This is a genomic window from Aquimarina sp. AU119 (assembly GCF_900312735.1).
Taxonomy (GTDB): Bacteria; Bacteroidota; Bacteroidia; order Flavobacteriales; family Flavobacteriaceae; genus Aquimarina; species Aquimarina algiphila.
Window position 1 is genome coordinate 263,166 of record NZ_OMPF01000022.1, and the last position, 26,123, is coordinate 289,288.

20 protein-coding genes are annotated in these 26,123 nt (G+C 32.7%); 8 read left to right on the forward strand and 12 right to left on the reverse strand.

What is annotated here, in order from left to right:
• Window positions 1–67 precede the first annotated feature (67 nt).
• Window positions 68–883, forward strand: a complete 816-nt coding sequence (locus DK442_RS19065; protein ID WP_109437489.1) for a sugar nucleotide-binding protein — start codon at window positions 68–70, stop codon at window positions 881–883.
• 58 nt (window positions 884–941) lie between these two features.
• Window positions 942–1,355: a thiol-disulfide oxidoreductase DCC family protein gene (locus DK442_RS19070; RefSeq protein ID WP_109437490.1), complete on the forward strand. Its 414-nt coding sequence runs from the start codon at window positions 942–944 to the stop codon at window positions 1,353–1,355.
• A gap of 22 nt (window positions 1,356–1,377) precedes the next feature.
• On the opposite strand, the gene DK442_RS19075 is transcribed toward DK442_RS19070, so the two are convergent.
• Window positions 1,378–1,566, reverse strand: coding sequence for a hypothetical protein (locus tag DK442_RS19075; protein WP_109437491.1), 189 nt, complete (start codon window positions 1,564–1,566; stop codon window positions 1,378–1,380).
• A gap of 240 nt (window positions 1,567–1,806) precedes the next feature.
• On the opposite strand from DK442_RS19075, the gene DK442_RS19080 reads away from it, so the two are divergent.
• Window positions 1,807–3,681, forward strand: coding sequence for a mucoidy inhibitor MuiA family protein (locus DK442_RS19080; protein WP_109437492.1), 1,875 nt, complete (start codon window positions 1,807–1,809; stop codon window positions 3,679–3,681).
• Here DK442_RS19080 and DK442_RS19085 read toward each other — a convergent pair.
• A complete protein-coding gene (locus DK442_RS19085; RefSeq protein WP_109437493.1) occupies window positions 3,678–4,085 on the reverse strand; it encodes a hypothetical protein in 408 nt (135 codons plus the stop codon). The genes DK442_RS19080 and DK442_RS19085 overlap by 4 nt on opposite strands.
• A gap of 150 nt (window positions 4,086–4,235) precedes the next feature.
• On the opposite strand from DK442_RS19085, the gene DK442_RS19090 reads away from it, so the two are divergent.
• Entirely contained in the window at window positions 4,236–4,832 is a 597-nt protein-coding gene (locus DK442_RS19090; RefSeq protein WP_200825135.1) for a serine protease, read from the forward strand.
• An 18-nt stretch (window positions 4,833–4,850) separates the two neighbouring features.
• On the opposite strand, the gene DK442_RS19095 is transcribed toward DK442_RS19090, so the two are convergent.
• Entirely contained in the window at window positions 4,851–6,296 is a 1,446-nt protein-coding gene (locus tag DK442_RS19095) for an aminotransferase class I/II-fold pyridoxal phosphate-dependent enzyme (protein WP_109437494.1), read from the reverse strand.
• A gap of 116 nt (window positions 6,297–6,412) precedes the next feature.
• On the opposite strand from DK442_RS19095, the gene DK442_RS19100 reads away from it, so the two are divergent.
• The gene (locus DK442_RS19100; RefSeq protein WP_109437495.1) at window positions 6,413–7,294 is read left to right on the forward strand and encodes a LysR substrate-binding domain-containing protein; all 882 of its coding nucleotides are present in this window, start codon (window positions 6,413–6,415) and stop codon (window positions 7,292–7,294) included.
• On the opposite strand, the gene DK442_RS19105 is transcribed toward DK442_RS19100, so the two are convergent.
• Window positions 7,295–8,623 carry a dicarboxylate/amino acid:cation symporter gene (locus DK442_RS19105; protein WP_109437496.1) on the reverse strand — a complete coding sequence of 443 codons (1,329 nt, stop codon included), beginning with the start codon at window positions 8,621–8,623 and terminating at the stop codon, window positions 7,295–7,297.
• A 111-nt stretch (window positions 8,624–8,734) separates the two neighbouring features.
• Window positions 8,735–9,799 carry a chorismate synthase gene (gene aroC, locus DK442_RS19110; protein WP_109437497.1) on the reverse strand — a complete coding sequence of 355 codons (1,065 nt, stop codon included), beginning with the start codon at window positions 9,797–9,799 and terminating at the stop codon, window positions 8,735–8,737.
• 236 nt (window positions 9,800–10,035) lie between these two features.
• Here aroC and DK442_RS28295 point away from each other — a divergent pair, with 236 nt between their 5' ends.
• Complete coding sequence (locus tag DK442_RS28295; RefSeq protein ID WP_160114265.1) at window positions 10,036–10,176, forward strand: hypothetical protein; 141 nt, start codon at window positions 10,036–10,038, stop codon at window positions 10,174–10,176.
• Window positions 10,177–10,460: 284 nt separating this feature from the next.
• Here the strand turns inward: DK442_RS28295 and DK442_RS19120 are convergent, their stop codons facing one another.
• From DK442_RS19120 to DK442_RS19135, 4 genes are all read right to left on the reverse strand, one after another.
• On the reverse strand, window positions 10,461–11,804 hold the full coding sequence (locus DK442_RS19120; RefSeq protein WP_109437499.1) for a GntP family permease: 1,344 nt from the start codon (window positions 11,802–11,804) through the stop codon (window positions 10,461–10,463).
• A 5-nt stretch (window positions 11,805–11,809) separates the two neighbouring features.
• Window positions 11,810–13,729, reverse strand: coding sequence for an NADP-dependent phosphogluconate dehydrogenase (gndA, locus tag DK442_RS19125; RefSeq protein WP_109437500.1), 1,920 nt, complete (start codon window positions 13,727–13,729; stop codon window positions 11,810–11,812).
• A 6-nt stretch (window positions 13,730–13,735) separates the two neighbouring features.
• On the reverse strand, window positions 13,736–16,003 hold the full coding sequence (bglX, locus tag DK442_RS19130; RefSeq protein WP_109437501.1) for a beta-glucosidase BglX: 2,268 nt from the start codon (window positions 16,001–16,003) through the stop codon (window positions 13,736–13,738).
• Window positions 16,004–16,298: 295 nt separating this feature from the next.
• Complete coding sequence (locus tag DK442_RS19135) at window positions 16,299–19,016, reverse strand: carbohydrate-binding protein (protein ID WP_109437502.1); 2,718 nt, start codon at window positions 19,014–19,016, stop codon at window positions 16,299–16,301.
• Between the two features lie 293 nt (window positions 19,017–19,309).
• Between DK442_RS19135 and DK442_RS19140 the strand changes: the two genes are divergently transcribed.
• Both DK442_RS19140 and DK442_RS19145 read left to right on the forward strand, forming a co-directional pair.
• On the forward strand, window positions 19,310–20,161 hold the full coding sequence (locus tag DK442_RS19140; protein WP_109437503.1) for a UDP-2,3-diacylglucosamine diphosphatase: 852 nt from the start codon (window positions 19,310–19,312) through the stop codon (window positions 20,159–20,161).
• Window positions 20,162–20,294: 133 nt separating this feature from the next.
• A complete protein-coding gene (locus DK442_RS19145) occupies window positions 20,295–20,879 on the forward strand; it encodes a tRNA-(ms[2]io[6]A)-hydroxylase (protein WP_109437504.1) in 585 nt (194 codons plus the stop codon).
• Between the two features lie 50 nt (window positions 20,880–20,929).
• Here DK442_RS19145 and DK442_RS19150 read toward each other — a convergent pair whose 3' ends face one another.
• From DK442_RS19150 to DK442_RS19160, 3 genes are all read right to left on the reverse strand, one after another.
• The gene (locus DK442_RS19150) at window positions 20,930–22,594 is read right to left on the reverse strand and encodes a serine hydrolase (RefSeq protein WP_109437505.1); all 1,665 of its coding nucleotides are present in this window, start codon (window positions 22,592–22,594) and stop codon (window positions 20,930–20,932) included.
• Window positions 22,595–22,708: 114 nt separating this feature from the next.
• Window positions 22,709–25,630 (reverse strand): FAD-binding and (Fe-S)-binding domain-containing protein, encoded by a 2,922-nt coding sequence (locus DK442_RS19155; RefSeq protein WP_109437506.1) that lies wholly within the window; start codon window positions 25,628–25,630, stop codon window positions 22,709–22,711.
• A complete protein-coding gene (locus tag DK442_RS19160) occupies window positions 25,623–26,105 on the reverse strand; it encodes an Lrp/AsnC family transcriptional regulator (protein ID WP_109437507.1) in 483 nt (160 codons plus the stop codon). Before DK442_RS19160 ends, DK442_RS19155 begins: the two co-directional genes overlap by 8 nt.
• Window positions 26,106–26,123 lie beyond the last annotated feature (18 nt).

Here is a 26,123-nt window from a genome sequence, read left to right on the forward strand (position 1 = left end):
TAGTATAATTAAGTTTCAAGGTTACACAGTAGTAATATTTGAAACTTAATTTTTTTATAATAGGATTTTGAAAAGAATTTTGATCGTAGGTGCCAGTGGTTTTATAGGAAATGCTCTTTATAAAGAGCTAAATTCCTATTTTGATACCTATGGTACATATCGTACTGACAACGCATTCTTTGAAAAGAACAATAAGTTCTTTCAATATGATATGGAACTTGAAGATATTTCCATTCTATTGGATAACTTAAAGCCAACTTATATTATCACTACACTTAGAGGTAATTTTAATTCACAATTAGATGCACATCAACGTATAATTGGATGGATACAAAAACATAAATGCAAGCTTATTTTTATGTCTAGTGCCAATGTATTTGATTCCTTTAGTAACTACCCATCTTATGAATATGATAAAACATTAAGCGATAGTGTTTTTGGAAGATTTAAAATTAAAATTGAAAATGCTTTAATGCGATTACCAACAAATAAGTATGTAATTGCTAGGGTTCCCATGGTTTTTGGGTCTGGTACTCCTAGGGTTCAGGAATTAAAAACATTGCATGATTTAGCCGCACCGATAGAAGTTTTTCCAAACGTAATTATTAATGTGACCTCTATATCAAAACTGACGCAACAAATACATTACATTATTAATCGTAGTAAGAAAGGTATTTTTCATTTGGGCAGTAATGACCTGATCTACCATCTTGATCTCATCAAAGAAATCTGCGATATACTACAACTTGATGATCCTGCTTATAAACAAGTTTATGATTCTAATAACGATCGTTATCTAGCTGTACTACCTAAAGACAACAAGCTTCCCAAAAATCTTCAGATAACAACACAACAAGTTATCAATTCTGTTATCGCCAAGTGATTCTTAATGAATTCATAATACCATATTTCTTATCCATAATTCGTATTATCTTTGTCATATGATTAAAGAAGATAAAAAAATCATATTATTTGATGGCGTATGTAACCTCTGCAATAGTGCTATAAACTTTATTATTAAGCGCGATAAAAAAGATATATTCAGGTATGCATCTCTACAGAGCGAAATTGGTAAAAAACTAATTCTGGAAAGAAATATAGACACTTCTTCATTAGATTCTATTTTATTGATTGAACCAAAAGTCGCCTATTATCATAAATCAACAGCCGCTTTACATATTGCAAAGCAGCTGTCTGGTCTTTATCCCTTACTTTCTGTTTTCCTTATTTTACCTAAATTCTTTAGAGACTGGATTTACAATATTATTGCCAAAAACAGATATAAATGGTTTGGCAAAAAAGAAAGTTGTATGATTCCAACCCCAGAACTTAAAGCTCTTTTTATTGATCAATAACAATTGAATCGTTTTCTGCTCTTCATTTAGTCTTTGGTACAACCACCTCTGAAGAGTTATCTACTTGATTACCTGAGTCAAACTCAGTCTGATGTTTTTTACGCAATTCGTTGGATTGAGCGTCTAACTTATTAACATTGTCTATATGCACAATACTAAGGCATATAACAGCAAAAGTAATAAGCACTATGGGTAGTAAAAGCCGTTTCATATTGTAAGTGTTTTTAGTGTGAAAAATTGATATACCAAAAGTATAGATAAGAATAATACCTTGTAAGGGGACTTTAACTAAAAGTGATCAGGGGAAAATCCCCCTATTTAAATATTAGAATTGGTTTTATAATTCTAAAATATAGATTTCACTAACTCAAAATATCGGTTCACTCAATTAAGGTTTTACAAAAAACACTAACAATCTATATTCGTTTTTATAACTAAAAACTATAAAATTATGAGAACCTATACGCTATTATTCTTATTGTTTTCATTCCTGGTATCTGCTAATAATGAAAAGAAGACAGTATCTACAATTGAAGAAGTAACAGTATACCTTACGGGCGCACAAATAAAAAGAACTACCTCTGTAAATATAAAACCAGGAATCAATGATATCATATTGCATGATCTATCTCCTTCAATTGACGAAAATAGCATTCAAATATCAGGGTTAAAAAACAATTCTATAGTATCAATAAATTTCAACATTAATTATCTCGAAAAGAAACAACAATCTGAAGAACTAAAATCTTTGAAAAATAAACTTCAAAAATTACTATTAGAGAGAAGTAACAATGATAATATCATTTCTGGGCTACAACAAGAACAAAAAGTACTGGACAATAATCAACAGATCAGTGGTAACAACACAACCCTTTCTTTAGAAACGGTAAAACAAATTTCTACGTATTATAGAGAAAGATCTGTTATTATAAAGAATGATATATATACCATTACACAAAAATTAAATGACTTACATAAAAATATTGATGCCATCAGAAATGAAATAAATACACTTGATGATCATACCAAAGAAGAACGTGGTGAAATTAAACTAAAACTTGATGCTACCACTGCGTCTAATCTAATACTAGAAATACGATATAATGTTAATAATGCAGGCTGGTTTCCATTATATGATATCAAATCAAAAAATGTTGAATCTCCACTTAACATAGCATATAAAGCAAATGTATATCAACAAACCGGAACAGATTGGAAAAATGCAAATATCATACTGTCTACCGGTGATCCCAATACCAATAACCTTAAGCCTGATCTAACTACAAAGTACCTAAACTTTACCTATGGCAATTACAGAAGAAACAATACTATTAATAGACATGGCTATAAATATAACCCAACTATAAGACGAGTAACCGGAATTATTAGTGATTCTAATGGTCAACCACTCCCAGGAGTAAATATTATAGAAAAAGGAACAACAAATGGTGTTCAAACGGATTTTGATGGTCGGTACTCTATAAATATCCAAGGAGGAAGAGAACTTTCTTTTTCTTACATAGGATTTAATAGCGCAACTATTCCTATTTATTCCTCATCAATAAATCAAAAATTAGAAGAAGATGTATCAGAATTAGAAGAAGTTGTTGTTACTGCATATGGATCATCTTCTCTCGCAGGAAGAGTATCCGGTGTTAAAACAAAAAGGATGCAAGAAAAAAAAGAATATAACCGAGTGGTTGAAACTAAAGAAGAAGGGATTACAAATACTAAATTCAAAATTAAAAATAAATACACGATCAACTCTAATGCAGAGGTTACCGTAATCGAGATTGATAATTTTGATATGAAAGCAGATTACAGGTATTATGTAGCTCCAGAACTTGATGAAAATGCATTTCTGACTGCAAAATTAGGAAACTGGGAACAATTTAACTTATTAGCGGGAGAAGCCAATATTTACTTCGAAGGTAGCTTTGCAGGAAAAACAAATATCGATCCTCTAGCAACAACAGACAGTCTCACAATATCCTTAGGTGTTGATCCAAATATCATTGTGAAAAGAGAACAACTTAATAATTTTAAAAGTAAATCCTTTACAGGAACTAATAAAATTATAAATCGTGGGTATAAAATCAGTATTAAAAATAACAAGAAAAATAAAATCCATATTACGTTACAGGATCGTATTCCTATTTCTCAGAACAAAGAAATCAAAATAGACGATATTAACACTAGTGCTTTAGGATATGATACTAAAACCGGTATCATAACTTGGGAACTAAATATCCCTTCAAATCAAAAAGAAGAAAAACAGTTTTCTTATCAAGTAAAGTACCCAAAAAACAAACGAATTAATCTTTAACGCTGAAATGTATATCGAAAACCATCTCTAAATTGTTCATCAATGGTAAATTCATTATTGGTAAGTTCAAAATTGCCTAAGTTTCTATCATTGATGATCAATTCTTCGTTTCCGTTAATTGTAACCATAGAAAAATTATAAGTACCTGTTGGCAATATATCATTAATCGCATCATTCATATTATTATTTGTGATTACGACATTTTTATTAGTCTCATTAAAATTCCAAATGATTATACCTTTATCAAGATTTTCATTAATTCCGATAAAACCTCCCGAGACATTGATCAAATTCCATTCACCTCCCAAACCTGAAGAATTAAGATCTGGATTAGTAACTACATCATCATCTCCACTGCATCCAATTATCAGTATAGAAGTAAAGAAATAAATAAAATATTTCATGACCTATAGATTTGGTTAACTCTTATATATCTAATAGATGAATAGCTTTTATATTTGGTTGCGTAAAGAAAATGTTAAAAATCATAATATCTTTCGCTATCCTTATAGAGTGAATTACTTTAGTTTTTTAAAAAAATAAAATATTTCACAATGAAACAATTTTCTTTATTTGTCATTTCTCTCCTATTCTTTTCAATAACATTACATGCTCAGGATACAACCACTACAAACCTTCCTTATGCAGAAATACCGGATTATCCAGAAACCTATACTGCTGGTTCTGTTGCTGCGAGATTAATTGATGGGTTAGGTTTTAGATATTATTGGGCTACTGAAGGATTACGTGACGAAGATTTACAATACAAACCAAGTGAGAAAGGAAGAAGATGTGAAGAGACCATTGATCATATTTATGATTTATCTAGAGTAATTGTTAATGCGACTACAAAAACAATAAACGACCCTACCATAGAACAACCAGAAATGAATTATGCCGAGAAACGTAAAAAAACTCTTGAAAACTTCAAAAAAGCGCGTAATATATTACTAAAAAGCAATGATTTAACGGATTTTAAGGTTGTTTTCAAAGGGAAAGAAAAAAATACAGAATTCCCATTCTGGAATAACATCAATGGCCCTATTGCTGATGCAATATGGCATACGGGACAAGTAGTTTTACTAAGAAGAGCGTCTGGAAATCCTTTTAATTCTAAGGTAAGTGTATTAACCGGAAAAGTAAGATCATAACCAGAATTTCTATAGTAACTACGCTATAGTTGCTGCGATAGTTTCTATTTCATCCAAAAGAGAGATTAAGTCCTTTTCTTTTGTTAGTGGATTCATGATCGTCGTTCTAAGATATAATTCTTCTTTTATTCTAGTTTGCACAATATAAAACTTTCCGGAAGCGATTAAACGTTTTCGGATATCTGCATTAAGAGAATTAATATCCCTACCCATCATTACTTTGGTATATCTAAAATTAATGATATTCGCCTCTGGTATTAGCGCCAATTCAAAATCAAGGCGATCGTTAATCCTTTTTGAAAAAATCGAAGCAAGATGGTACAAAGTATCAACATTTTTTTCAAATATTTCTTCTCCATGTGCTTTTAGTATGGCATAAACTTTTATGGACATCATAAATTTTGTACACTCAAAAGTTCTCTTTCCAGAATTATACCATTCTCTGGTATCTTGTGAATCCCATAAATATTGAGCTTTTTGTGCAAAAGTTTGATAAGCATCTTCTGCTTTCTTAAAAATTAATCCGGTATTTAAAGCAGGAGTCATTAGCATTTTATGAAAATCAATAACAACAGAATCTGCACGTTCAATTCCGTTTACTAAATATTTATATTGCTTTGAAAACACCACTCCGCCTCCATGAGCACCATCCACATGAAACCATAAATTCTGTTTTTCTGCAAAATCTGCAAGATAATTTAAATTATCGTATGACCCGGTAGCTGTGGAGCATGCACAACCAATAAGGGCAATAACATAAAAACCATCTGCTTTGGCTTTACTATAATATTCATCAAGTATATTTGTGTCTATTTTGAAATCAGAATCAACGGGTACTTTTATAATCCCATCATTTCCTAAACCTAAAATTCTAGCAGCTCTATCAATACAATAATGTGCTTCTTCAGAAACTAATACTGCTAGTTTTTCTTGATGTCCATGTTCCCAAACAGCAGTTGGTGCTTTAGCTTTACGTGCAGCCAATAAAGCAGTAAGGTTGGCTAAAGTACCACCAGAAGTAAGAAACCCAGAAGCATCAGAACTATACCCAATTCTTTTAGCCACTAAATCTGTAACAATTTTTTCGATTGCATTACCTGCCATTCCCATTTCATATACTCCAGTACCATTATTTAACACATCAGACATCAGTCCAGCCAAACCAGAAATTAATGCAGGAACAGCAACCTGATGACCAATATATTTTGGATGATGCACACTTATAGAATGTTCAAGAATATTACTGAATACATCAATCATTCCAGTATCCGAAGAAAAATCTTGTTTCCAGAATAATAATTCATCCTCTGGCTCTCTATACGTGAGAACAGGTTGGTCCTCGTCTGTCTGAACTTTTTCTATATGGTCAGCAATTAAATCGATCATCTCATGTCCTATCTTTCTAAAATCAGAAGGATCATAAGCTTTTTCCAATGTGTCTAGGTTTGGTATCGTGTTTTGCATTCTATCACTAATATTATACTATGAATTATCCAAATGTTGAAACACATCAAAATTAATCATCTATATTTATAATAAAAAATACTTAATTTTGATTAACCAATAACAAAAATGCATTAATGAATATCCAGCAACTAGAAAATGTACTGTTGTTATCCGAAAAATTGAACTTCACCAGAGCTGCAGAGGAATTGAATATTGTACAGCCTGCATTGAGCAGACAAATAAAGCAATTAGAAGATCAAATCGGTGCAGTATTGTTTAAAAGAAATAAACGTAATGTAGAGCTCACTGCTGCTGGACATTATTTTATAGCAGAAGCCAAAAAACTACTTATTCAATTAGAAAGGGTTAAAAAACAAACAGTCCAAATTCACAATGGTCAGGCAGGAGAAATTAAAATAGGTTTTACTCATTCAATAATGCAAACCATCTTACCAGAAATCCTAAAAACTGTTCATCAAAGAATACCTGGAATAAAAGCGGTATTAAGAGAAATGAACAATCGGGATCAATATCTGGCTCTACAGCAAAATGAATTAGACATTGGTTTCGCAACAAATCCAATGGTCCCCTTCAATTTGAAAAGCAAAGTATTACATATCGATAATTTCGTAATATTATTGCCAGAAAATCATCCTGTAAATCAGGATAATTATAGTGATTTTTCTGTCTTTTCCAATGAAGAATTCATTTTTCCATCTGTTGCAGATGGTCCTAATTATGTACACATATTAGAATCCATATGTATTGATGCAGGGTTTGTTCCAAAAATTATTCATGAAACAGATTCTGCAAGTACCAGTTTTAGACTTGTAGAAGCCGGTTTAGGAATTTCTCTAGAGCCTATTTCTTCATTGTATGGTCATGAGTTTCCAATACAAAATATTGAATTGAAAAATATCAAACAAAAAGCAAAACTCACTATGATGTGGAATCCCGAACGAGAACAAGATTATCCATTATTATTTGAGCTTCTTAGGAATTGGAAAGTAGAATAATTACTTTACATCATCATAATGATCATCCCATTCTTTTACCTTTGGTTCTCCTAATTTCCCAACAGATTTAGCTACAATCATAGATACAGTTGCATCACCTGTAACATTGATAGTTGTTCTCAACATGTCTAACGGCCTATCTACAGCAAATATCAGTGCTAATCCAATTGGCAATTTATCTGAAGGAAAGCCTATGGCTTCCAAAACAATTACTAACATTACCATTCCTGCACCAGGAACAGCAGCAGATCCTATTGACGCTAATAAAGCAGTTAATACAATTGTAATTTGATTACTAAATGTTAATCCTTCTGGCCAAAGAACTTGCATAATGAATACAGATGCAACGGCTTGATACAAACTAGTTCCGTCCATATTAATAGTCGCTCCTACAGGAAGTACAAAACTAGATACTTCTTTATCCACTCCTATATGTTCTTCTACTCTTTCCATGGTTACAGGAAGTGTCGCTGCACTAGAACTAGTAGAAAATGCTAGTAATTGTGCAGGGCTAATTTGTTTAAGAAACCATAACGGAGATTTCTTAGTTATAACTGCCACCAGAATACAGTAAAATAGGATCATCAAGGCCAGACCAAATACTACAACACCTGCATACCTTAATAACGCAAATAAAATATCAGGATCATCAGAGGTAACAACTACATTAGCTAACAAAGCAAAAACAGCAAATGGTGCGGAAAGCATAATTAAATCGACCATTTTTAACACCACATCATTCAAACTATCAAAAAACTTTTTAAGAGGCTCTGATTGAGATGGTTTTATAAGTAACATACTAATACCTAAGAAAATTGCAAAAAATATAACCTGTAACATCATTTTGTTATCACTCATGGCTTTAACCGCATTTTGCGGAACCATATCCACAACAAACTGTAAAGGACCACTTTCTTTTTGTTTGCTTGCTTCAGCGATACGCTCAGAAATCTTAGCATTACCAGCATATTCTGCAGTTAATTTTTCTATGGTTTCAGGAGTAATTCCATTTCCTGGTTTAAATACGTTTACCATTAATAAACCAATGGTTATTGCAATAACAGTTGTTAAAATATAAATAACAATTGTTCTTCCTCCTATTAATTTAAATTTAGAAATGTCTTTTAGGTCTGAAATTCCTTTAATTAAAGAAGCCAAAATTAACGGAACCGCGATTAGCTTTAATAGATTTACAAAAATAGTTCCTAAAGGTGCAATCCAATCTCCTGTAAATCCTTTCCCCCATGAGAAGGTAGTCATTAAAAATCCGAATAATATCCCTAATATCATTCCGATCATGATTTGCCAGTGCAATGCGATTTTTTTCATGTGAGTATTTTAATATATAAGCAAAATAGCGTCGAAGATATAAATTAAAAACAAAAAAACGGCAACCAAAATAAGATTACCGTAAATTATTAACTTATCTTTTATTATTTCCTATTTCTTGATTGTACGGTTCATTAGCCAATAATCTACAAGTACCAAAGCTGCCATTGCTTCTACTATAGGAACTGCTCTGGGCACAACACAGGGATCATGTCTTCCTTTACCTTGCATGTTTACCATATTTCCATCTTTATCAATGGTTTCCTGATCTTGCATTATTGTAGCTACAGGTTTAAAAGCTACATTAAAGTAGATATCCATTCCGTTAGAAATCCCACCCTGTATTCCTCCTGATAGATTGGTCTTAGTTGTTCCGTCTGTATTAAAAAGATCATTATGCTGGCTTCCTTTTAATTCTGCTCCGGCAAAACCGCTTCCATACTCAAAACCTTTTACTGCATTAATAGAAAGCATAGCTTTTCCTAATTCTGCATGTAATTTATCAAAAACAGGTTCTCCAAGTCCAATAGGAACACCAGAAATTGCGCAACTCACAATTCCCCCAACGGTATCTCCTTCTTTTCTAATCTGTTTGATATAGTTTTCCATTTCGTTTGCCATTTTAGGATCCGGACAACGAACAATATTACTTTCGGTTAATGAAAAATCTAATTCGGTATGACTCTTTTCTAGTTTTATAGCACCAACTCCACTTACATAAGCATTAATCTTAATTTCAGACAATACCTGTTTAGCTATAGCCCCTGCCACTACTCTACTGGCAGTCTCACGAGCCGAAGAACGTCCTCCTCCTCTATAATCTCTGATACCATATTTTTGATCATAGGTATAGTCTGCATGAGAAGGTCGATATGAGTCTTTTATATGCGAATAGTCTTTGGACTTCTGATTTGCGTTTTTAATAGCAAAACCTATAGGAGTTCCGGTAGTTATCCCTTCAAAAATACCAGAAAAAAACTCTACAGTATCAGGCTCTTTACGCTGTGTAACGATAGCTGACTGTCCTGGTTTACGGCGATCTAATTCTGCCTGAATTGCTTCTAAATCTAATGCAACACCAGAAGGACATCCATCAATGATTCCTCCTATTGCCACTCCGTGTGATTCTCCAAATGTAGTTACCTTAAAAAGGTTTCCAAATGTATTTCCAGCCATTACAATAATTTTGCACAAAAGTAATTTTTAATCTTTAAAAAAGCAGTAGTAATATGATATAAAAAAGAGGGTTTCGGTTATGAAAATTCAATGAAAATCAATTTTATAATAAAAAGTTAAAAAATACGTCTAGATATACTTTCACTGAAAACAGGGGGTTTCAATGCAAAAAAGCTTTATAAATTGGTTACTAAGAATATAAAACAATAATTTTTAAACCATTAAATCATTTTATTATGCTAGAAAATTTGTTAAAACTAGAAAACATCCAAGTTTTAGAAAAAAGAGAACAATTATTTACTATTAAAGGCGGAGGTGATGGTGCCAGATTATGCCATGGTATTGTAGGTACTTCAACATGTCATGACGACAAATAATTGAAATATACATTGAATACTAAAGAACATAAAACAATAATTCTTAAACCATTAAATCATTTTATTATGCTAGAAAATTTGTTAAAATTAGAAAACATACAAGTTTTAGAAAGAAGAGAACAATTATTTACTATTAAAGGGGGAGCACTTTGCACGGATGAAATAGATCAAGGCATTGTTAACTGTCACTCTGATGTATAAATAATTAATTGCTTGGTTAACTGATTTAAGACCATGGCAGAAATTCTGCTGTGGTCTTATTTATTAGAATAAGATTTTAAGAACTAAAATACATACCACAATAACAACGACATGACCAATCCCGTACATGCGATTAATGTAGTCATTACCGTCCAGGAACGAAATGTCTGTTTTTCGGTTAAACCAAGATATTGGCCAACTAACCAAAATCCACTATCATTTACATGAGACAATATAGTCGCCCCAGAAGCTATTGAAATTACAAAAAGTGCAATTTGAGCAGCACTAAATTCACCGGCCAGAATTATAGGCGATGCTATTCCTGCGGCTGCAATCATAGCTGTGGTTGCAGACCCTTGAAGTACACGTATCAAAGCTGCTACTATAAAAGCAAATAACAAAGGATGTATAAATGAACCTTGCAGCGAAGAAGCTAACATCTCCCCTGCTTTTGTGTCTACTAAAATTTGCTTAAAAGCTCCTCCTGCCCCTGTAAGTAATATAATTGCACCTGCAGGTTGAAAAGATTTCATAGATAGTTTTAACAATTCATCTCTTCCTGTTCCCCTTCTAATACCTAAAATATACCAGGCAAGAAGATTAGCAATAATTAAAGCTGTAAAAGGGTGTCCTAATAAAGCAATGGTATAAGTTATAGATTCTGGTAAAAAATTCTCACCCATCCAATCTCCAAGAAAAACAGTTTTTAAAACAATTAATAGAATGGGCAATGCTATAATTGCAATAATGGTGATTGGATTAGGGTATTTTTTATCTTCCAGAATATCTGTGCCTTGTTCTGGTATCGAAATACTAATTTTCTTAGCTATATATTTTGCAAAAATAGGTCCACTAACAATTGCTGCAGGAATTCCTGTAATAAAACCTAAAATAATTACCCATCCCAAATTCGCTCCAAGAATATCTGCGACCGCAACTGGTCCTGGAGTTGGTGGAATAAAGCTATGTGTAATAGCCAAGCCTGCAAGTAAAGGTATTGCGTATAACAAAACTGATTTTTTTGTATTTCTGGCAATAGCAAAAACTACAGGAACTAAAATAATAAATGCAACATCGAAAAATACTGGAATAGCAATAATAAAACCAGTAATCATCATCGCCCAGGATGCATTTTTTTCTCCTGCAAGCTTCAATATGTATTTTGCTAAACCTTGAGCTCCTCCAGAATGTTCTAGTAGTCCACCAAATAAAGCTCCCAGACCAACTACTGTAGCCACAAACCCTAACGTTCCTCCCATTCCATTTTTTATACTATCGAGAATCATTTCTGGTGATAAACCAGCAACAATACCCACAAGTATACACACAATCAAAAGCGCAATAAACGCTTGTATTTTTAATTTCAGAATCATAAAAAGCAGAGCAGAAATACCTACACCTACGGCGATCAACAATTGATATTCCATATCTATTAATTTTTCCAGTTTGTGTGAAAATATTGAGTTAATGGAGCATCAACCCTCTGGTATGTATGCGCTCCAAAATAATCACGTTGTGCTTGTATCATATTTGCAGAGGATTGTTTGGATGTATATGTCAAAAAATAGTTTGTGGCTGCAGACATCACAGGTAGAGAATATCCTGACCTCATCGCTATAGAAACTATATCTGTTAATGTAGTAATATCTGTTTTAAGAATTTCAACAATTTCTGGAAATAAAAGCAATGAAATAGAATCACTATCTTTAAATAAGACTGATATCTGTTCCATTAAATCACTACGAATAATACATCCATTAGTCCATATTCTTGCAATTTCTGATAAATTAAGATTCCATTGATACTCTTGAGATGCTTGTGAGATAAGATCAAATCCTATAGCATGATTAATTACACTTGTAGCATAAAATGCTTTTTCTAAAGTATTTAGAAACTCTTCGTCATCAATACCTGTAGATGGTTTGAAATTATAAATTTCTGAAGCAATTTCACGTTCTGATTTCATTCCAGAAAGGTTTCTTGCCATAACCGCTTCAGAAATGGTCGATATCGGCATTCCTATCTCCAAAGCTGATACTGTTGACCATCCACCGGTTCCTTTTTGTCCGGCTTTATCTAGAATTTTATCTATTAAAAATTCTTCCCCTTCTTTTTTACGCAGAATATCTGCTGTAATTTCTAAAAGGAAACTATCTTTTTTATTCGTTCTCCAGGATTCGAAAATACCACTAATCTGTTCTGGACTCTTATTTCCATAAAACCTTAAAAAATGATAGATTTCTGATAACAACTGCATTTCTGCATATTCAATTCCGTTATGAATCATTTTCACATAATGTCCAGCCCCTTCTGGACCTACATAAGTACAACATGAATTATTATTTTTATCTCTGGCTGCAATAGCTTCTAAAAATTTTCCAGAACGTATATATGCTTCCTTCGATCCCCCAGGCATAATAGATGGACCTTTAAGTGCTCCTTCTTCTCCTCCGGAAACGCCAGTACCTAGAAAATGTATTCCAGACCTGGATACTAGTTGTTCTCTTTCCAAAGTTTTTTTATAATGAGAATTCCCTCCATCAATTAGGCAATCGCCTTTTGACAATAATGGCAGTATCGATTCTATAACCATGTCTATTGGTTTTCCTGCATTAACCATAATCATGATTGTACGAGGTTTTTCCAATGAATTTACAAAAGATGATAAATCATCAAATCCAAGAACATTTACATCCTTTGATTGTTCATCTACAAAGTGTTTGGCAATATCGACTTCTTTATTTTCTACCTGACGATTATAAACAGATAAACTAAAGCCTCGGGATAGTATATTTTTAGCAAGACTTTTCCCCATGACTCCGAGTCCAATAAGTCCAAGCTCTGATTGTGATATATTCAATTCTAATTTTATTTGAGTAATACTATTTTCTATACTTTGTTCTACATTGATACAAATTCCTTGTTTTGGCTTTTCTAAAGTATCAAATTGTGACACCAACAATTCTTGTTTAAAAAAATGCCCTTGTCTAGCTTCCAAACGCCTTAAAATAACATCATACGAAGCTTCTAAAAAAATCCACTTTATGTATTTATGAGCAACAGATTGTAGCGTATTTCTATATTCTTTTTTTAATGCAGAACATGCTAGCACTGCTCCTTTTCCTTTATTCCAATCTATTATCTGATCTGCTAAAATTTGCAACCATGGAGCTCTATCATTATCATCTAGAGGAATGCCATCAGACATCTTTTTAATATTTTCATCAGGATGAAAATCATCTGCGTCATAAAAAGGGATGTCTAATATTGTTGCCAGCTCTTTCCCCAAAGTTGTTTTTCCACACCCAGAGACTCCAAAAACGATATATACTTCTTTCAAATCGACTTTCACAAATAGTTATTCTATAATAAATTCTAACTCATGTGTATTATCTAGAGCATGTTGTGCAACCCATAATTTGAATTTACCAGGTTCTGTAATCCATTTTTTGTCTAATCCATAAAATGAAATATCATCTTTTGTAAATACAAAATCAATAATTTTGGAGGTCCCAGGCTCAAGTTCTACTTTCTTAAAACGCATGAGTTCTTTTACAGGTCTTGTAATACTCCCTACCATATCTCTAAAATACAACTGTACCACTTCTGTTGCTTTTACATTTCCGGTATTTGTAATTTTTGCATTTACTATGATGGGACCATTTTCTTTGGTTTCATTGGATAAAATTTTAACATCTGAGTATTTAAAATTACTGTAGGTAAGACCATATCCAAATGGGTATTGGGGTAAATATCCTACATCCAGATAATGTGATGTATTCCCTAATGAACTTTGCCATGCTCCAATAGGTATAGAATCCATTTGAACAAACTCTTCAGGAATCGTAGGGCGTCCTGTATTTTTATGATTATAATGAATTGGTATTTGACCTACTTCTTTAGGCCAGGTTATCGGTAATCGTCCTGACGGTGAGGTTTTTCCTGTAAGTATATCTAGTATTGCAGGACCTCCCATTGTTCCTGGATGCCAAGCAAATAATATCGCATCTACTTTATCAATAATATTACCTAATGTAATGGGTCTACCCGCCATCAATACCAATACTATTGGTTTTCCGGTTTTATGAAGTTCATAAATTAATTGTTCTTGTTCTCCCGGGAGATTTAAGTTTGCTCTACTATGAGCTTCTCCAGACAATATAGCTTCTTCACCTCCAAAAAACACTATAACATCAGAGTTTTGAGCAATTTTGACAGCATCATTAAACCCTTTATTAGATTTATCTCTACTATATGATAACCCTTCACTATATAAAATTGGGTTCTTATGATTTTCTTTAAAAGATTTCAATGGGGTAACCGTATGTGTTTTCTCTCCATCAAAAGTCCATGTCCCCAATTGATCATGTGGGGCATCTGCCAAAGGACCAATAATAGCAAGGCTTTTTTTAGTATCCAAAGGTAAAATTTGATTCTCATTTTTTAGTAACACCATACTTTTTTCTGCCGCTTCTTTGGCTGCGTCCAGATGATCTTTGGCATACAACACATCAGATTCAGGTTTGAAGTATGGATTATCAAATAGTCCTAATCTAAATTTAATTCTTAGAATATTTCGAACCATTTCGTCCAATTTATCTTCAGAGAACTTTCCTACTTCTATTAAATCCTTCATATTATCCTGATATGAAGTACTTGTCATTTCCATATCCAACATTGCATTTGCTGCTTTTTCTGCTGCCCCTGCCTCATCTTCTGCGAATCCGTGAGGAACCATTTCGATAATAGAATTCCAATCGCTTACTACAAACCCATCAAAATTCCATTGATCACGCAATACTTCTTTCAAAAGGTATTCATTTCCAGAAGCTGGAATCCCATTAACCTCATTAAAACCTGTCATTAAAGTTGCTACGTTGGTTTTAACAGCCTTTTTAAATGGTTTTAAGTATGAGTTATGTAAGGAAAATTCATTAATATTTGCTGTGTTATAGTCACGTCCTCCTTCGGCAGCTCCATACCCTACAAAATGTTTTGCACAAGCAGCCAGACTCGTCGATGATGAAAGATCATCTCCTTGAAAACCTTTAATATAAGCTTCTCCCATAATACTTGTTAAATATGGATCTTCTCCTGCCGATTCTGCAATACGTCCCCATCTAGGATCTCTGGATATATCTAACATCGGTGCAAATGTCCAACGTATCCCATATGTAGAAGCTTCAATAGCAGATATTCTAGCTCCTTTTTGTACTAAGTTTGGATCGAATGAAGCTGCTTGACCTAATGGAATCGGAAATATGGTTTTAAAACCATGAATAACATCTCTTGCAAATATTAAAGGGATTTTATTCGGACTCTCCTCCATAGCTATTCGCTGTAATTCTTTGGCATCATCTTTATCCATGATATTTAGAAAGGAACCTATCTCTCCTCTTTTTACCGCATCTTTAAGTTCTACAGGCAACTCTTTTACTCTACTTGATTTTCCACGTTGAGCGGTTTGACCTATCTTCTCTTCTAATGTCATTTTTAAAAGAATACTATCAATCTTAGACTCTATAGTATCTACTTCGGATATAAAAGTGTTTTTAGGAGATGGTTCATTAGTACAACTTGATAATAAGTAGCAAAAGATACATGCTAAAGCGAGGTAATTTTTCATATATATTTAATTCTATCCAATAATTTCACATTAAATAATTCGGTTAAATGTAATAATTTTTTTTCGTATACCGTATACGAAATAATAAATCGCATGATCTTAACGACTAAATCACAAGATAATAGAGAAGAATAAACTCGCTACATAGACAGATTATACAAGAAATTTTAAAATTTTATTGACAGTTATATTACTACATGTAGTAGTACAAATAATTAACCCCGGAAATATATCCCGGGGTTTTCAAATGTTATTAACTTGGTATACTAATAAATGATCTAAATCAGTTCATTTACTATTTCTTTGAGAACCTCAACACTTTCTTATTCTGGTTTTCTTTTATGATCACAAAATACATCCCAGATTTAAGATCAGATACATTTAACTCTCTTGCGTTTTTCTCTGACTTCATTTTAACTCTAACCAGTTTACCTGAAATATCTGAAATAGTTACTGTAGCATTTTTGGAAACTCCTGAAAGTTGTATAATATCTTTAGCTGGATTGGGAAATAACAATGCTTTTTGGCCAAATGAATTTACATCATTTATTCCTGATTTGCTTGATTGATATGTAACAACCAATTGTGGAGCAGTTGATCCTGAGTTTTCTTTAGCTGCAAATGCAAAATCATTCCCTGAGGTTGCGCTAAGTACTAGAGATAAAGAATTTCCTGAAATCGAACTCGTCTGCAAATCAACTGTTTCTGTTTGACCTATTGTATATGTTTTATTTATAGATCCCAATAAAGTTCCTGAGGCGGGTTTATTAGTATTAGACAAATTGATTTCGTTCCAGTTATTAGAATTCCCTAAATTAACATTAAGATTTCCATTACCCGCATCTCCTGTAACAGTAAACCTTAATTTAGCATCTGTTATGGTACCATTAATTCCTGAAAGGTCATACATTAAATATCCAACTCTTTTTCCTTTTTCAATTCTAACAATAGTATTATTATAGTTACTGCCTCCTTGAAGATATGTATCATTTATAGGTGCTAAAGTTATTGTTTCTGTCGTAGTAGAATTTCCTCTCGAAGTCGTTCCGGTTGACGTCACTAATGCAGTTGTTCCTGGAGTTCCTCCACTACATAATGCTCGGAATACAAAGTCATATGAAGTATCTGCCTGTAAATTACTCATCGTAACTGTTGTACTACCTGCAGCGGCAGCAGCAAAACCAACACCTCCTGTATTGATATCTCCATTAAATCCACCTTGTGGGAATGCTCTTAATTCAAATGTTCTTGTATCATTGGTAGTATTATCAAATGAAAAAGTCACAGAATTATTTGTAACACTTGATACAGCTAACCCAGAAGGAGCTACGCTACAATCAGCAGAACTTACAGGAGTATTTAGACTCAATACTGCTCTATCAAAATTAAACAAGAAACCTGTAGAACCGGTATAAGTAAAACGGATTTTTTGAACACCTGATGCCAAATTAAGGTTTCCAGAAACAGGAGTATTATAGTTATGCCACTCATTATTTACAGGGACAGTTAATGCTGCCGAATTATTCCCTCCAACAGAGGCTACAATATTTCCTCCAACACCATTTGAAGACACAAAGGCTTCTAATTTGTAAGAACCAGCAGTCGCTACATTAATATCATATTCTGTATAATTATTATTTTTAATAAACCCTAAATTTTGACCACCTCCTGGTGTATTTTCAGTTTTTACTTCTCCATTTTTAATTATAAATTTTTCAGCTTGAATAGTTCCCGGGATTGCTATTGATGTTGGATTAGGGGGTGTTACAGATCCATCAGTTTTTGCTATTACTTGTGCATCAGAACCTCCTACCGGACGAATATCGGCTACTACAGTATAATTACCCGCAGGAAGAGAGCTATTTACCGTAGCTACATATTGGTTTTTGCCAAATCCTTCTAGAGCACTTATCTTTTTTGAAAATACTTCACTCTGATTAGCATCGTATACATGAATTACTAGATCACGATCCAGATTCGCTTTGTACACATAAGATACAGTTACTTTTTTATTTGCTATATCTACTACCGGAGTATTACTCCACTTGATCTCTTCTTTAAATATTGCTGGTTTTGTAGGTCTATTAGCTGTATTTTGAAACTCTGGATCAAAAATAGGAATCAACCTATACGAACGAATCCAGTCATAGTATGAAGTATTAATAGCATTATTGGCTAATTGAGCATTACTAGGATATGGTTTTGCCCAATTATATGTTTCTGTTACCATATTAATTCCCATTGGTTTAGAAAATGGTGAATCTACTACATCTCTTCTTACATTAACCGTACCCGCAAAATTATCGTCTACATAAAAATCAACCACTTTATCATTTCTCCAATAGCAACCATAGGTATGAAAATCTTCCCAGGATTCACTTCCAACCAGATCAGCATTAGCTTGTTGTCCATTTCCTTCTACTGCATTATTACCAGCAGAATAAAACTTTTCTGGAGCGCCATTACAATCGACATAACGATAATGTGTATTAAAGTTCATTTGTGTTCTAAATTTAGAGCCTCCATTAAAACTTCCTCCAATGCTTTCACAAATATCAAGTTCCTGGCTCCATTTATCTTTTGCACAATCACCACTTAGTTTAGTCGGTCCTATAATATTTCTTTTGGGGTTTGACATCCAAAATGTAGTCGACATTGCAATTCTTGAAGCTTTAAACTTACACTCATAATAACCAAAGTATGCCGTTTTTTCTAGAGATTGAACAGCGCCTCCTCCTATAGTATACGGTCCATCCGGAGTGGCAAGCTTTTTATTTCGTATTTGCATGTTCCCTCCTTGTACGGATATCGTTGAGGGGTCAAATTTTGCAGGAGCACGTCCTTTCCAGCCTTGAAAAGAATCTCTCCATTTAGAACGATCTAGTTCTGTACCATTAAATTCATCAGAATATTGATCCCAAAGCACCCATCGATACCCATTTTTGGGTTCTGGGGGTTGCGCATACGATAACGTGATGCTGAATAAAAATAAAATTAAAAATACATTTTTCATGATTTAAGTTTTAAGAGTTTATGTTTTGTATTCATGAAATTAACGTATCTATTACATTTATTATTTTCTCAATGCCATTTAAAAACATATTTATAAATTAAGTTCAACATTAGACACGTAACACTTACTTAAAACAATTCTATAAATCTGTTAAAAATCTTTGTGGAATAGTTAAATTTTAATGTTTTAATAACAAATCAACAAAATGATTAAATTCAGATAACAATAACCTCATCATTAGATAATTATATTATAAAACAGGTACACTTAATTTGTGAAACTATATCATTTCTATGAAAAAGCGTACTGTAGAACTTGTTGTAATTTCAGACATTCATCTTGGCACTTACGGTTGTCACGCCAAAGAACTTCTTAATTATCTAAATAGTATAAAACCTAAGACACTTATTTTAAATGGTGATATTATAGATATCTGGCAATTCAGGAAACGTTACTTCCCAAAACCTCACCTTAAGGTCATTAAAAAGATCATCTCATTTGCTTCAAAAGGCACCGAAGTAATATATATCACTGGTAATCATGATGAAATGCTACGTAAGTTTAGTGATACAGAAATGGGTAATTTTAAATTAGTGGATAAACTCGTTTTAGAGTTAAATGGCAAAAAAGCCTGGTTTTTTCATGGTGATGTATTTGACGCTTCTATCCAGAATGCTAAGTGGTTAGCAAAACTGGGAGGTTGGGGATATGATATACTTATTGTTTTCAATCAATTGATTAATTGGTTTTTAATACGCTTTGGAAAAGAAAAATTCTCTCTATCAAAAAAAATTAAAAACAGCGTTAAAAAAGCCGTTAAATATATTAATGATTTTGAGGATGTTGCTGCCGAACTCGCTGTTAAAAACGAATATCAATATGTAGTTTGTGGACATATTCATCAACCACAAATGAGAGAATATTCAAATAAAAACGGATCTTGTTTTTATCTAAATTCTGGAGATTGGATAGAGAACCTCACTTCATTAGAGTATCATGAAAAGGAATGGAAATTGATTCATTATGAAAATGAAAAAATGGAAGGTTTTGCAGAAGTTATTGAAGAAACTGAAAACCTAAAAATAGATCCAGAAGAACTACAAGCTTCTTTTATGATACAAAATTTTATTACTAAAAAATCCTAGACTATTTTTTTATATCCATATCTACCCAAGTATTCATTATTACATTTAATCATTAATTCGATATTCTATTACAATAAAAGAAGATCAGTAATCTGTACCTTTGTTATGATTTATAATCATCAAAAAAACATATATGCTCGGTTTAAAATTAGCAACAGATCCACGTTGGGCTGCTCTGGTAGAATCAAATATCGAAGAAATACTTACTGATCATGCTTGGTGTGAACAAAAAGCTGCTACCAATGCTATCACTATAATTACACTAAATTCTGAACATGAAGATTTAGTTACAGATTTATTAATCCTTGCTCAGGAAGAATTAGAGCACTTTCAAATGGTTCATGAACTTATAAAGAAACGTGGTTATAAACTTGGTCGTGAACGTAAAGATAGTTATGTAAATGAACTATTTAAACACAAGGTAAAGCAAGGAGGAAGTCGTCAGCAGGGGTTAGTAAGTAGGTTACTATTTTCTGCAATGATTGAGGCACGTAGTTGTGAGCGATTCAAACTTCTTTCTGAAAAAATAAAAGACCCCGAATTGTCTAAGTTTTACCATGACCTTATGGTAAGCGAAGCAGGACATTATACTACATTTATTGGTTTTGCTCGTAAATACGGTGAGGGTATTGATGTAGATAAACAGTGGCAAGATTTGTTAGAGTTCGAAGGAAAGCTTATTCAAAATTACGGTAAAAAAGAAACTATACATGGATAAGTAGTCATATAGTTATCCATGTATAGTTTCTTTATAGTATTAATTCGCTTTTATTCTATTTTCTTAGCGGGCATTTGTCTTCCTCCCTGGTTTAATGTTAAGCTATCTACTTTTCCTTCCTCATTTTTACTAAAAACAATTTCTGCAGGGACAACTTTTAAGAAAAATCGCAGTTCTGTTTCAGCAAAAATTTCAAATTTAGGTTGCCCTGTGGCTTGAGCAAAAATTGAATCCCCTTCTACAGTTACATTTATAATAAATGATGGTTGTAATTCATACTTCCCTATGTATTTTTTCAGAATATCAGATGATACTTTTATAGTTTTTTTCTCTGCTGGAGGGGCTTTATCAATTCCTTTTCCTGTAAAGCTTTCTTCTCCAGATTTAAATATAGTTTGTCGTCTCCCATCTTTTGTCATAGAAAAAGTATACGATATGGTACCTTCATCAAATATAAATGAACCGTCCTTCATAGGATAAATTTTAAACTCTCTAGAGTCTTCGCCCTCTCTTAAACTATAAAACTGACCGTCTCTTAAAGTAACATGTCTAATTACATTTTCTTCGAATTGATATGCCCCTACCCATTTTTTTAATTTATCCTCTGATAAAGTAATTGCATCTTTTTTATTAGGGATAGGCTTTCCAATAACAACAGCTGCTACCCTTCTAGTAATATCAGATACTCTTTTACAATTGCAATTGGTTAACCCTACAACATATACATTTTCATCCTCAAGAAAAATACCATTTGTAGTATATCCAAAAATACCTCCACTATGCGCATATCCTTTTGATCCCTGTATAGTCATTTTTCCCCATCCGTAACCATAATTAATCTCCTCTCCATTGTTAAGTGTAGAGCCATTAATAGCTTTTTCTAAACTTGTTCTTTTAATAAAAGTATTGGCGCTAATAGCATTCTGCCATTTTAATAAATCGTCTACGGTAGACATTAGCGAACCCGCTGCATAAGGTAATGTCAAACTAAGATAATCTGCATTCACATACCCTTCATCTTTCTGTTGATACCCATATGCTCTATTTTTAATAAGCTCTTTCATACTTCCATAATAAGAAGAATTCATTCTTATTTTTTTAAAAATATTCTTTTCTATAAAATTCTCATACGTATCTCCTGTAATCACTTCTATTATATATCCTAATAATATATATCCAGAATTATTATAGAGGAATTTTTCTCCCGGATCAAAATCCATAGGTTCGTTTTTAAAAACATTGATAAGTTCTTTTGGAGTCATGTCATTTCTAGCTAACTTCATAAAACTTTCCATTCCTGTGTAACTTTTTATACCAGAAGTATGGTTTAATAAGTGATGAATCGTAATGATTTTATCATTTGTAGGGTAATCCGGAATATACTTTGTGATTTTATCTTCTATCTTTAACTTTCCTTGTTCTTCTAGCATTAAGATAGCTACTGCTGTAAATTGTTTAGTTATAGATCCTATCTCGAATACATTTTCGGGTTTTAAATCGACATCTAGCTCCAGATTTGCTTTCCCATAAGCTTTTCGAAATATTGGTTTCCCGTCTTTTGCTACTAATATTGAAATTCCAGGTTCATCTGCAGTATACATAGAAGTAACAATATCATCTATTTCTTTTTCCAGGTCTTGAGCTTCTATCGTTAAACAGGCAAAAAGAAAAAAAGGTATTAACAGAAAAATTCTAAATTTTTGAGATGATTTCATATTGGTGTAATTTTGATTGAGAACTCATTTTCCTATATGACTATCAAACAACAAATTGGTTACCAAAATTCTATATAATTCTTAAGCTATATATTTAATTGTATAGAAACAACACTAAATTAAAGCTTCTCTTAAAATAGTTACAGGATGAAAAGCAGTACGACTTGTTCCATCTTTTATCTGATGTCTGCAACTTGTCCCAACCGCAGTAATAATAGTGTCTTCTTTAGCTTTACGTACTGCAGGAAATAAAGTTTGTTCTCCTACTTGCATACTGATATCGTAGTGCTCTTTTTCATATCCAAAAGATCCTGCCATTCCGCAACAACCAGAAGGAATAATGGTCACCTTAAAATTTTCAGGCAGATTAAGATATGCAAACGTTGTTTGAATAGTGGATAATGCTTTTTGATGACAATGTCCGTGTAATTTGATTGTTTTACTCTCTGAAGTAAATTGTGCTGAAGTTATATTTCCTCTTTGAATTTCTGAATTCAAAAATTCATCAATTAGAAATGTATTTTTTGAAAGGGATTCCGCTTTCTTTTTATCATTTGCTAATCTTAGGTATTCATCTCTAAAGGTAAGAATTGCAGAAGGCTCTAATCCTATTAAAGGGGTTTCTTGAGTAATTAATGTATTAAACACCGATATATTATGATTTGCCAAAGCTTTTGCCTGTTTTAATAAACCTTTTGAAATAAAGGTTCGTCCACTTTCTTTATGATCAATTACCTTAACACCATAATTCAACTTTACTAATAACTCTATCGCATCTATTCCGATAGGTGTGTCTAGATGATTCGTGAATTCATCTATAAAAAAGTATACTGTTTTTATAGGTTGTACGGGTTGTATCTTATTTATATTGTTATTACACCAATTACGAAGTGATTGTTTGCTTAATAAAGGTAAATCTCTATTTTTAGCAATACCCAATGAAGATTTTAAAATTCTGGAAGTAAATTTATTTTTAAAAAAGAAATTTGTCATTCCGGGAGCAATTCTTCCCAAATCATTTAAGCGATTATTATTCGCAAAAAGTTTCGTTCGCAATGATACTCCATTTTTCTTTTGATATTGATATTCAAACTCGGCTTTTAATGTTGCAACATCTACATTAGATGGGCATTCACTAGAACAACCTTTACAACTTAAACACAAATCAAAGACTTCTTTTAATTCTTTGTGATTAAATTTATTTACTTCTGAACTATTGGTCAGGAATTCCCGAAGTGTATTCGCTCTGCCTCTAGTGGTATCTTTTTCGTTTTTTGTGGCTCTATAGCTCGGGCACATTGTACCTCCTGATTCTACTGATTTACGACAATCCCCACTACCGTTACATTTTTCGGCGGCACGCAAAATCCCCATAGAGTCACTAAAATCAAATATGGTATTAATTTCTGGTTCCTCCCTATCAATTTCATATCTCAGTTTTTGATCCATGGGATATGCATTCACTATTTTACCAGGATTAAAAATATAGCCTGGATCAAAAGCTTCTTTAATGCGTTCTATAATTTTATAATTTTTCTCACCAATCATAAATGGTATGTACTCTGCTCTTACTATACCATCTCCATGCTCACCGCTCATAGAACCATTATACTTTTTAACCAAAGTAGCTACATCATCTGTGATTTTCTTAAACAACGTTACATCCTCTCGTTTTTTAAGATCCAGAATTGGTCTAAGATGAATTTCTCCTGCTCCTGCATGCGCGTAATACACTGCCTCTTGATTATATGATGTCATCAAAGTTGTAAATTCAGAAATATAATTTGCTAAATCAGGAATAGCAACCGCAGTATCCTCTATGCATGCTACTGCCTTCTTATCTCCAACTATATTTCCTAATAAGCCTAATCCAGCTTTACGAAGCTCTAATGCCTGATCTATCTCAGTACCATGTAAAACCGGATTTGCATAACTTAATCCTGATTTTGTAAGAGTCTCTAATAATCGTACTTTCTGTTTTTCTAGATCTTCTTTATCAATTGCTCTAAGTTCTAACATCAAAATAGCCTCAGGATCATCTACTATAAAAAATCGATTCTTGAGTTGTTCTATATTGTTTTTTGTACAATCCAGAATGGTCTTATCCATCATTTCACAGGTATACAGAGAATGCTCCATTACCGGTACTACAGCATTCATACAATCATTGATTGTTTTAAAATGTGCAGCAATCATTAATGATTCATCAGGAGGCAATTCATCGAGTTGTAAAGTGATTTGTGTAGTAAATGCCAACGTTCCTTCACTTCCTGAAAGTAATTTACACAAATTAATAGGTGTTGTATCTCTAGAAAACACTTCAGAATTAATCAATTCATCTATTGCATATCCTGTATTACGTCTATGTATTTCTGGTTTAGGGAAATTAGCTATAATCTCTTCTTGAGCAGCTTTGGGTGAGAGTTCTTTATAAATACTTTGATATATTTTTCCTTCTAAAGTGTCAATATTTCTTTTTGTATTAAATTCTTCTATAGAAATTTCAGAAAATACAGCCTCACTTCCATCAGATAAAACCGTATGTAATTCTAATACCTTGTCTCTGGTAACCCCATATTGTATAGAAGTAGTACCACTACTATTATTCCCAACCATTCCTCCTATCATACATCTATTAGATGTAGATGTATTAGGCCCAAAGAATAACCCATATGGTTTCAAAAATCGATTTAGGTCATCACGAATGACACCAGGCTGAACGGTTACCGTCTTTTTTGATCTGTCAATAGAAATTATTTCTGTAAAATGTTTAGATACATCAACCACAATACCATCTCCTACACATTGACCTGCAAGAGAAGTTCCTGCTGTTCTGGGAATAAGACCAATCTTATGTTCTAAAGCAAAAGCGATAATATTCTTTATATCACTAATCGATTTGGGAAAGGTAACCCCCAAAGGAACTCTTCTGTATACAGAGGCATCTGTTGCATACAAAGACCTGGTAAGTTTATCGTATTGCATTTCGCCATCTAATCTTTTTTGCAAAGATGTTAGTATGTTATGATCAATCATAAGTTTTATTCTTTCCTAAAGAATTTAAAGAAACTGGTCTTCTAAAATTAGTATCAAAACAAATAAAACTATCTGTTCCTGCAACTCCATCAATCTGATGCACTTGCTCATATAAAATTTTTCGTAAATGATGATTATCTATAGCAAAAATAAGAATGAAAATTGCATAATGGCCAGAAACGTAGTTACATTCTAATATTTCTGGAATCTTTTTTAATCCTTCAACAACTTGTTCTGCATATCGTGCCTCTCGTAAGCGAATACCAACATAAGATTTAGTATTAAATCCTATATGCTTTTCATCCACAACAAACTCCGCTTTTCTTATAACTCCTTTTTTTGTTAATTTTTTAATTCGTTGATGAACTAAAGAATTTGAGATTTTCAGATTTTCAGCAATCTGTGAAAATGGTTTTCGAGCATCTTCACGTATTTGTAATAGTATTTGTTGGTCTATATAATCAAAATGGTTCATAATGACTTAAAAATTAAA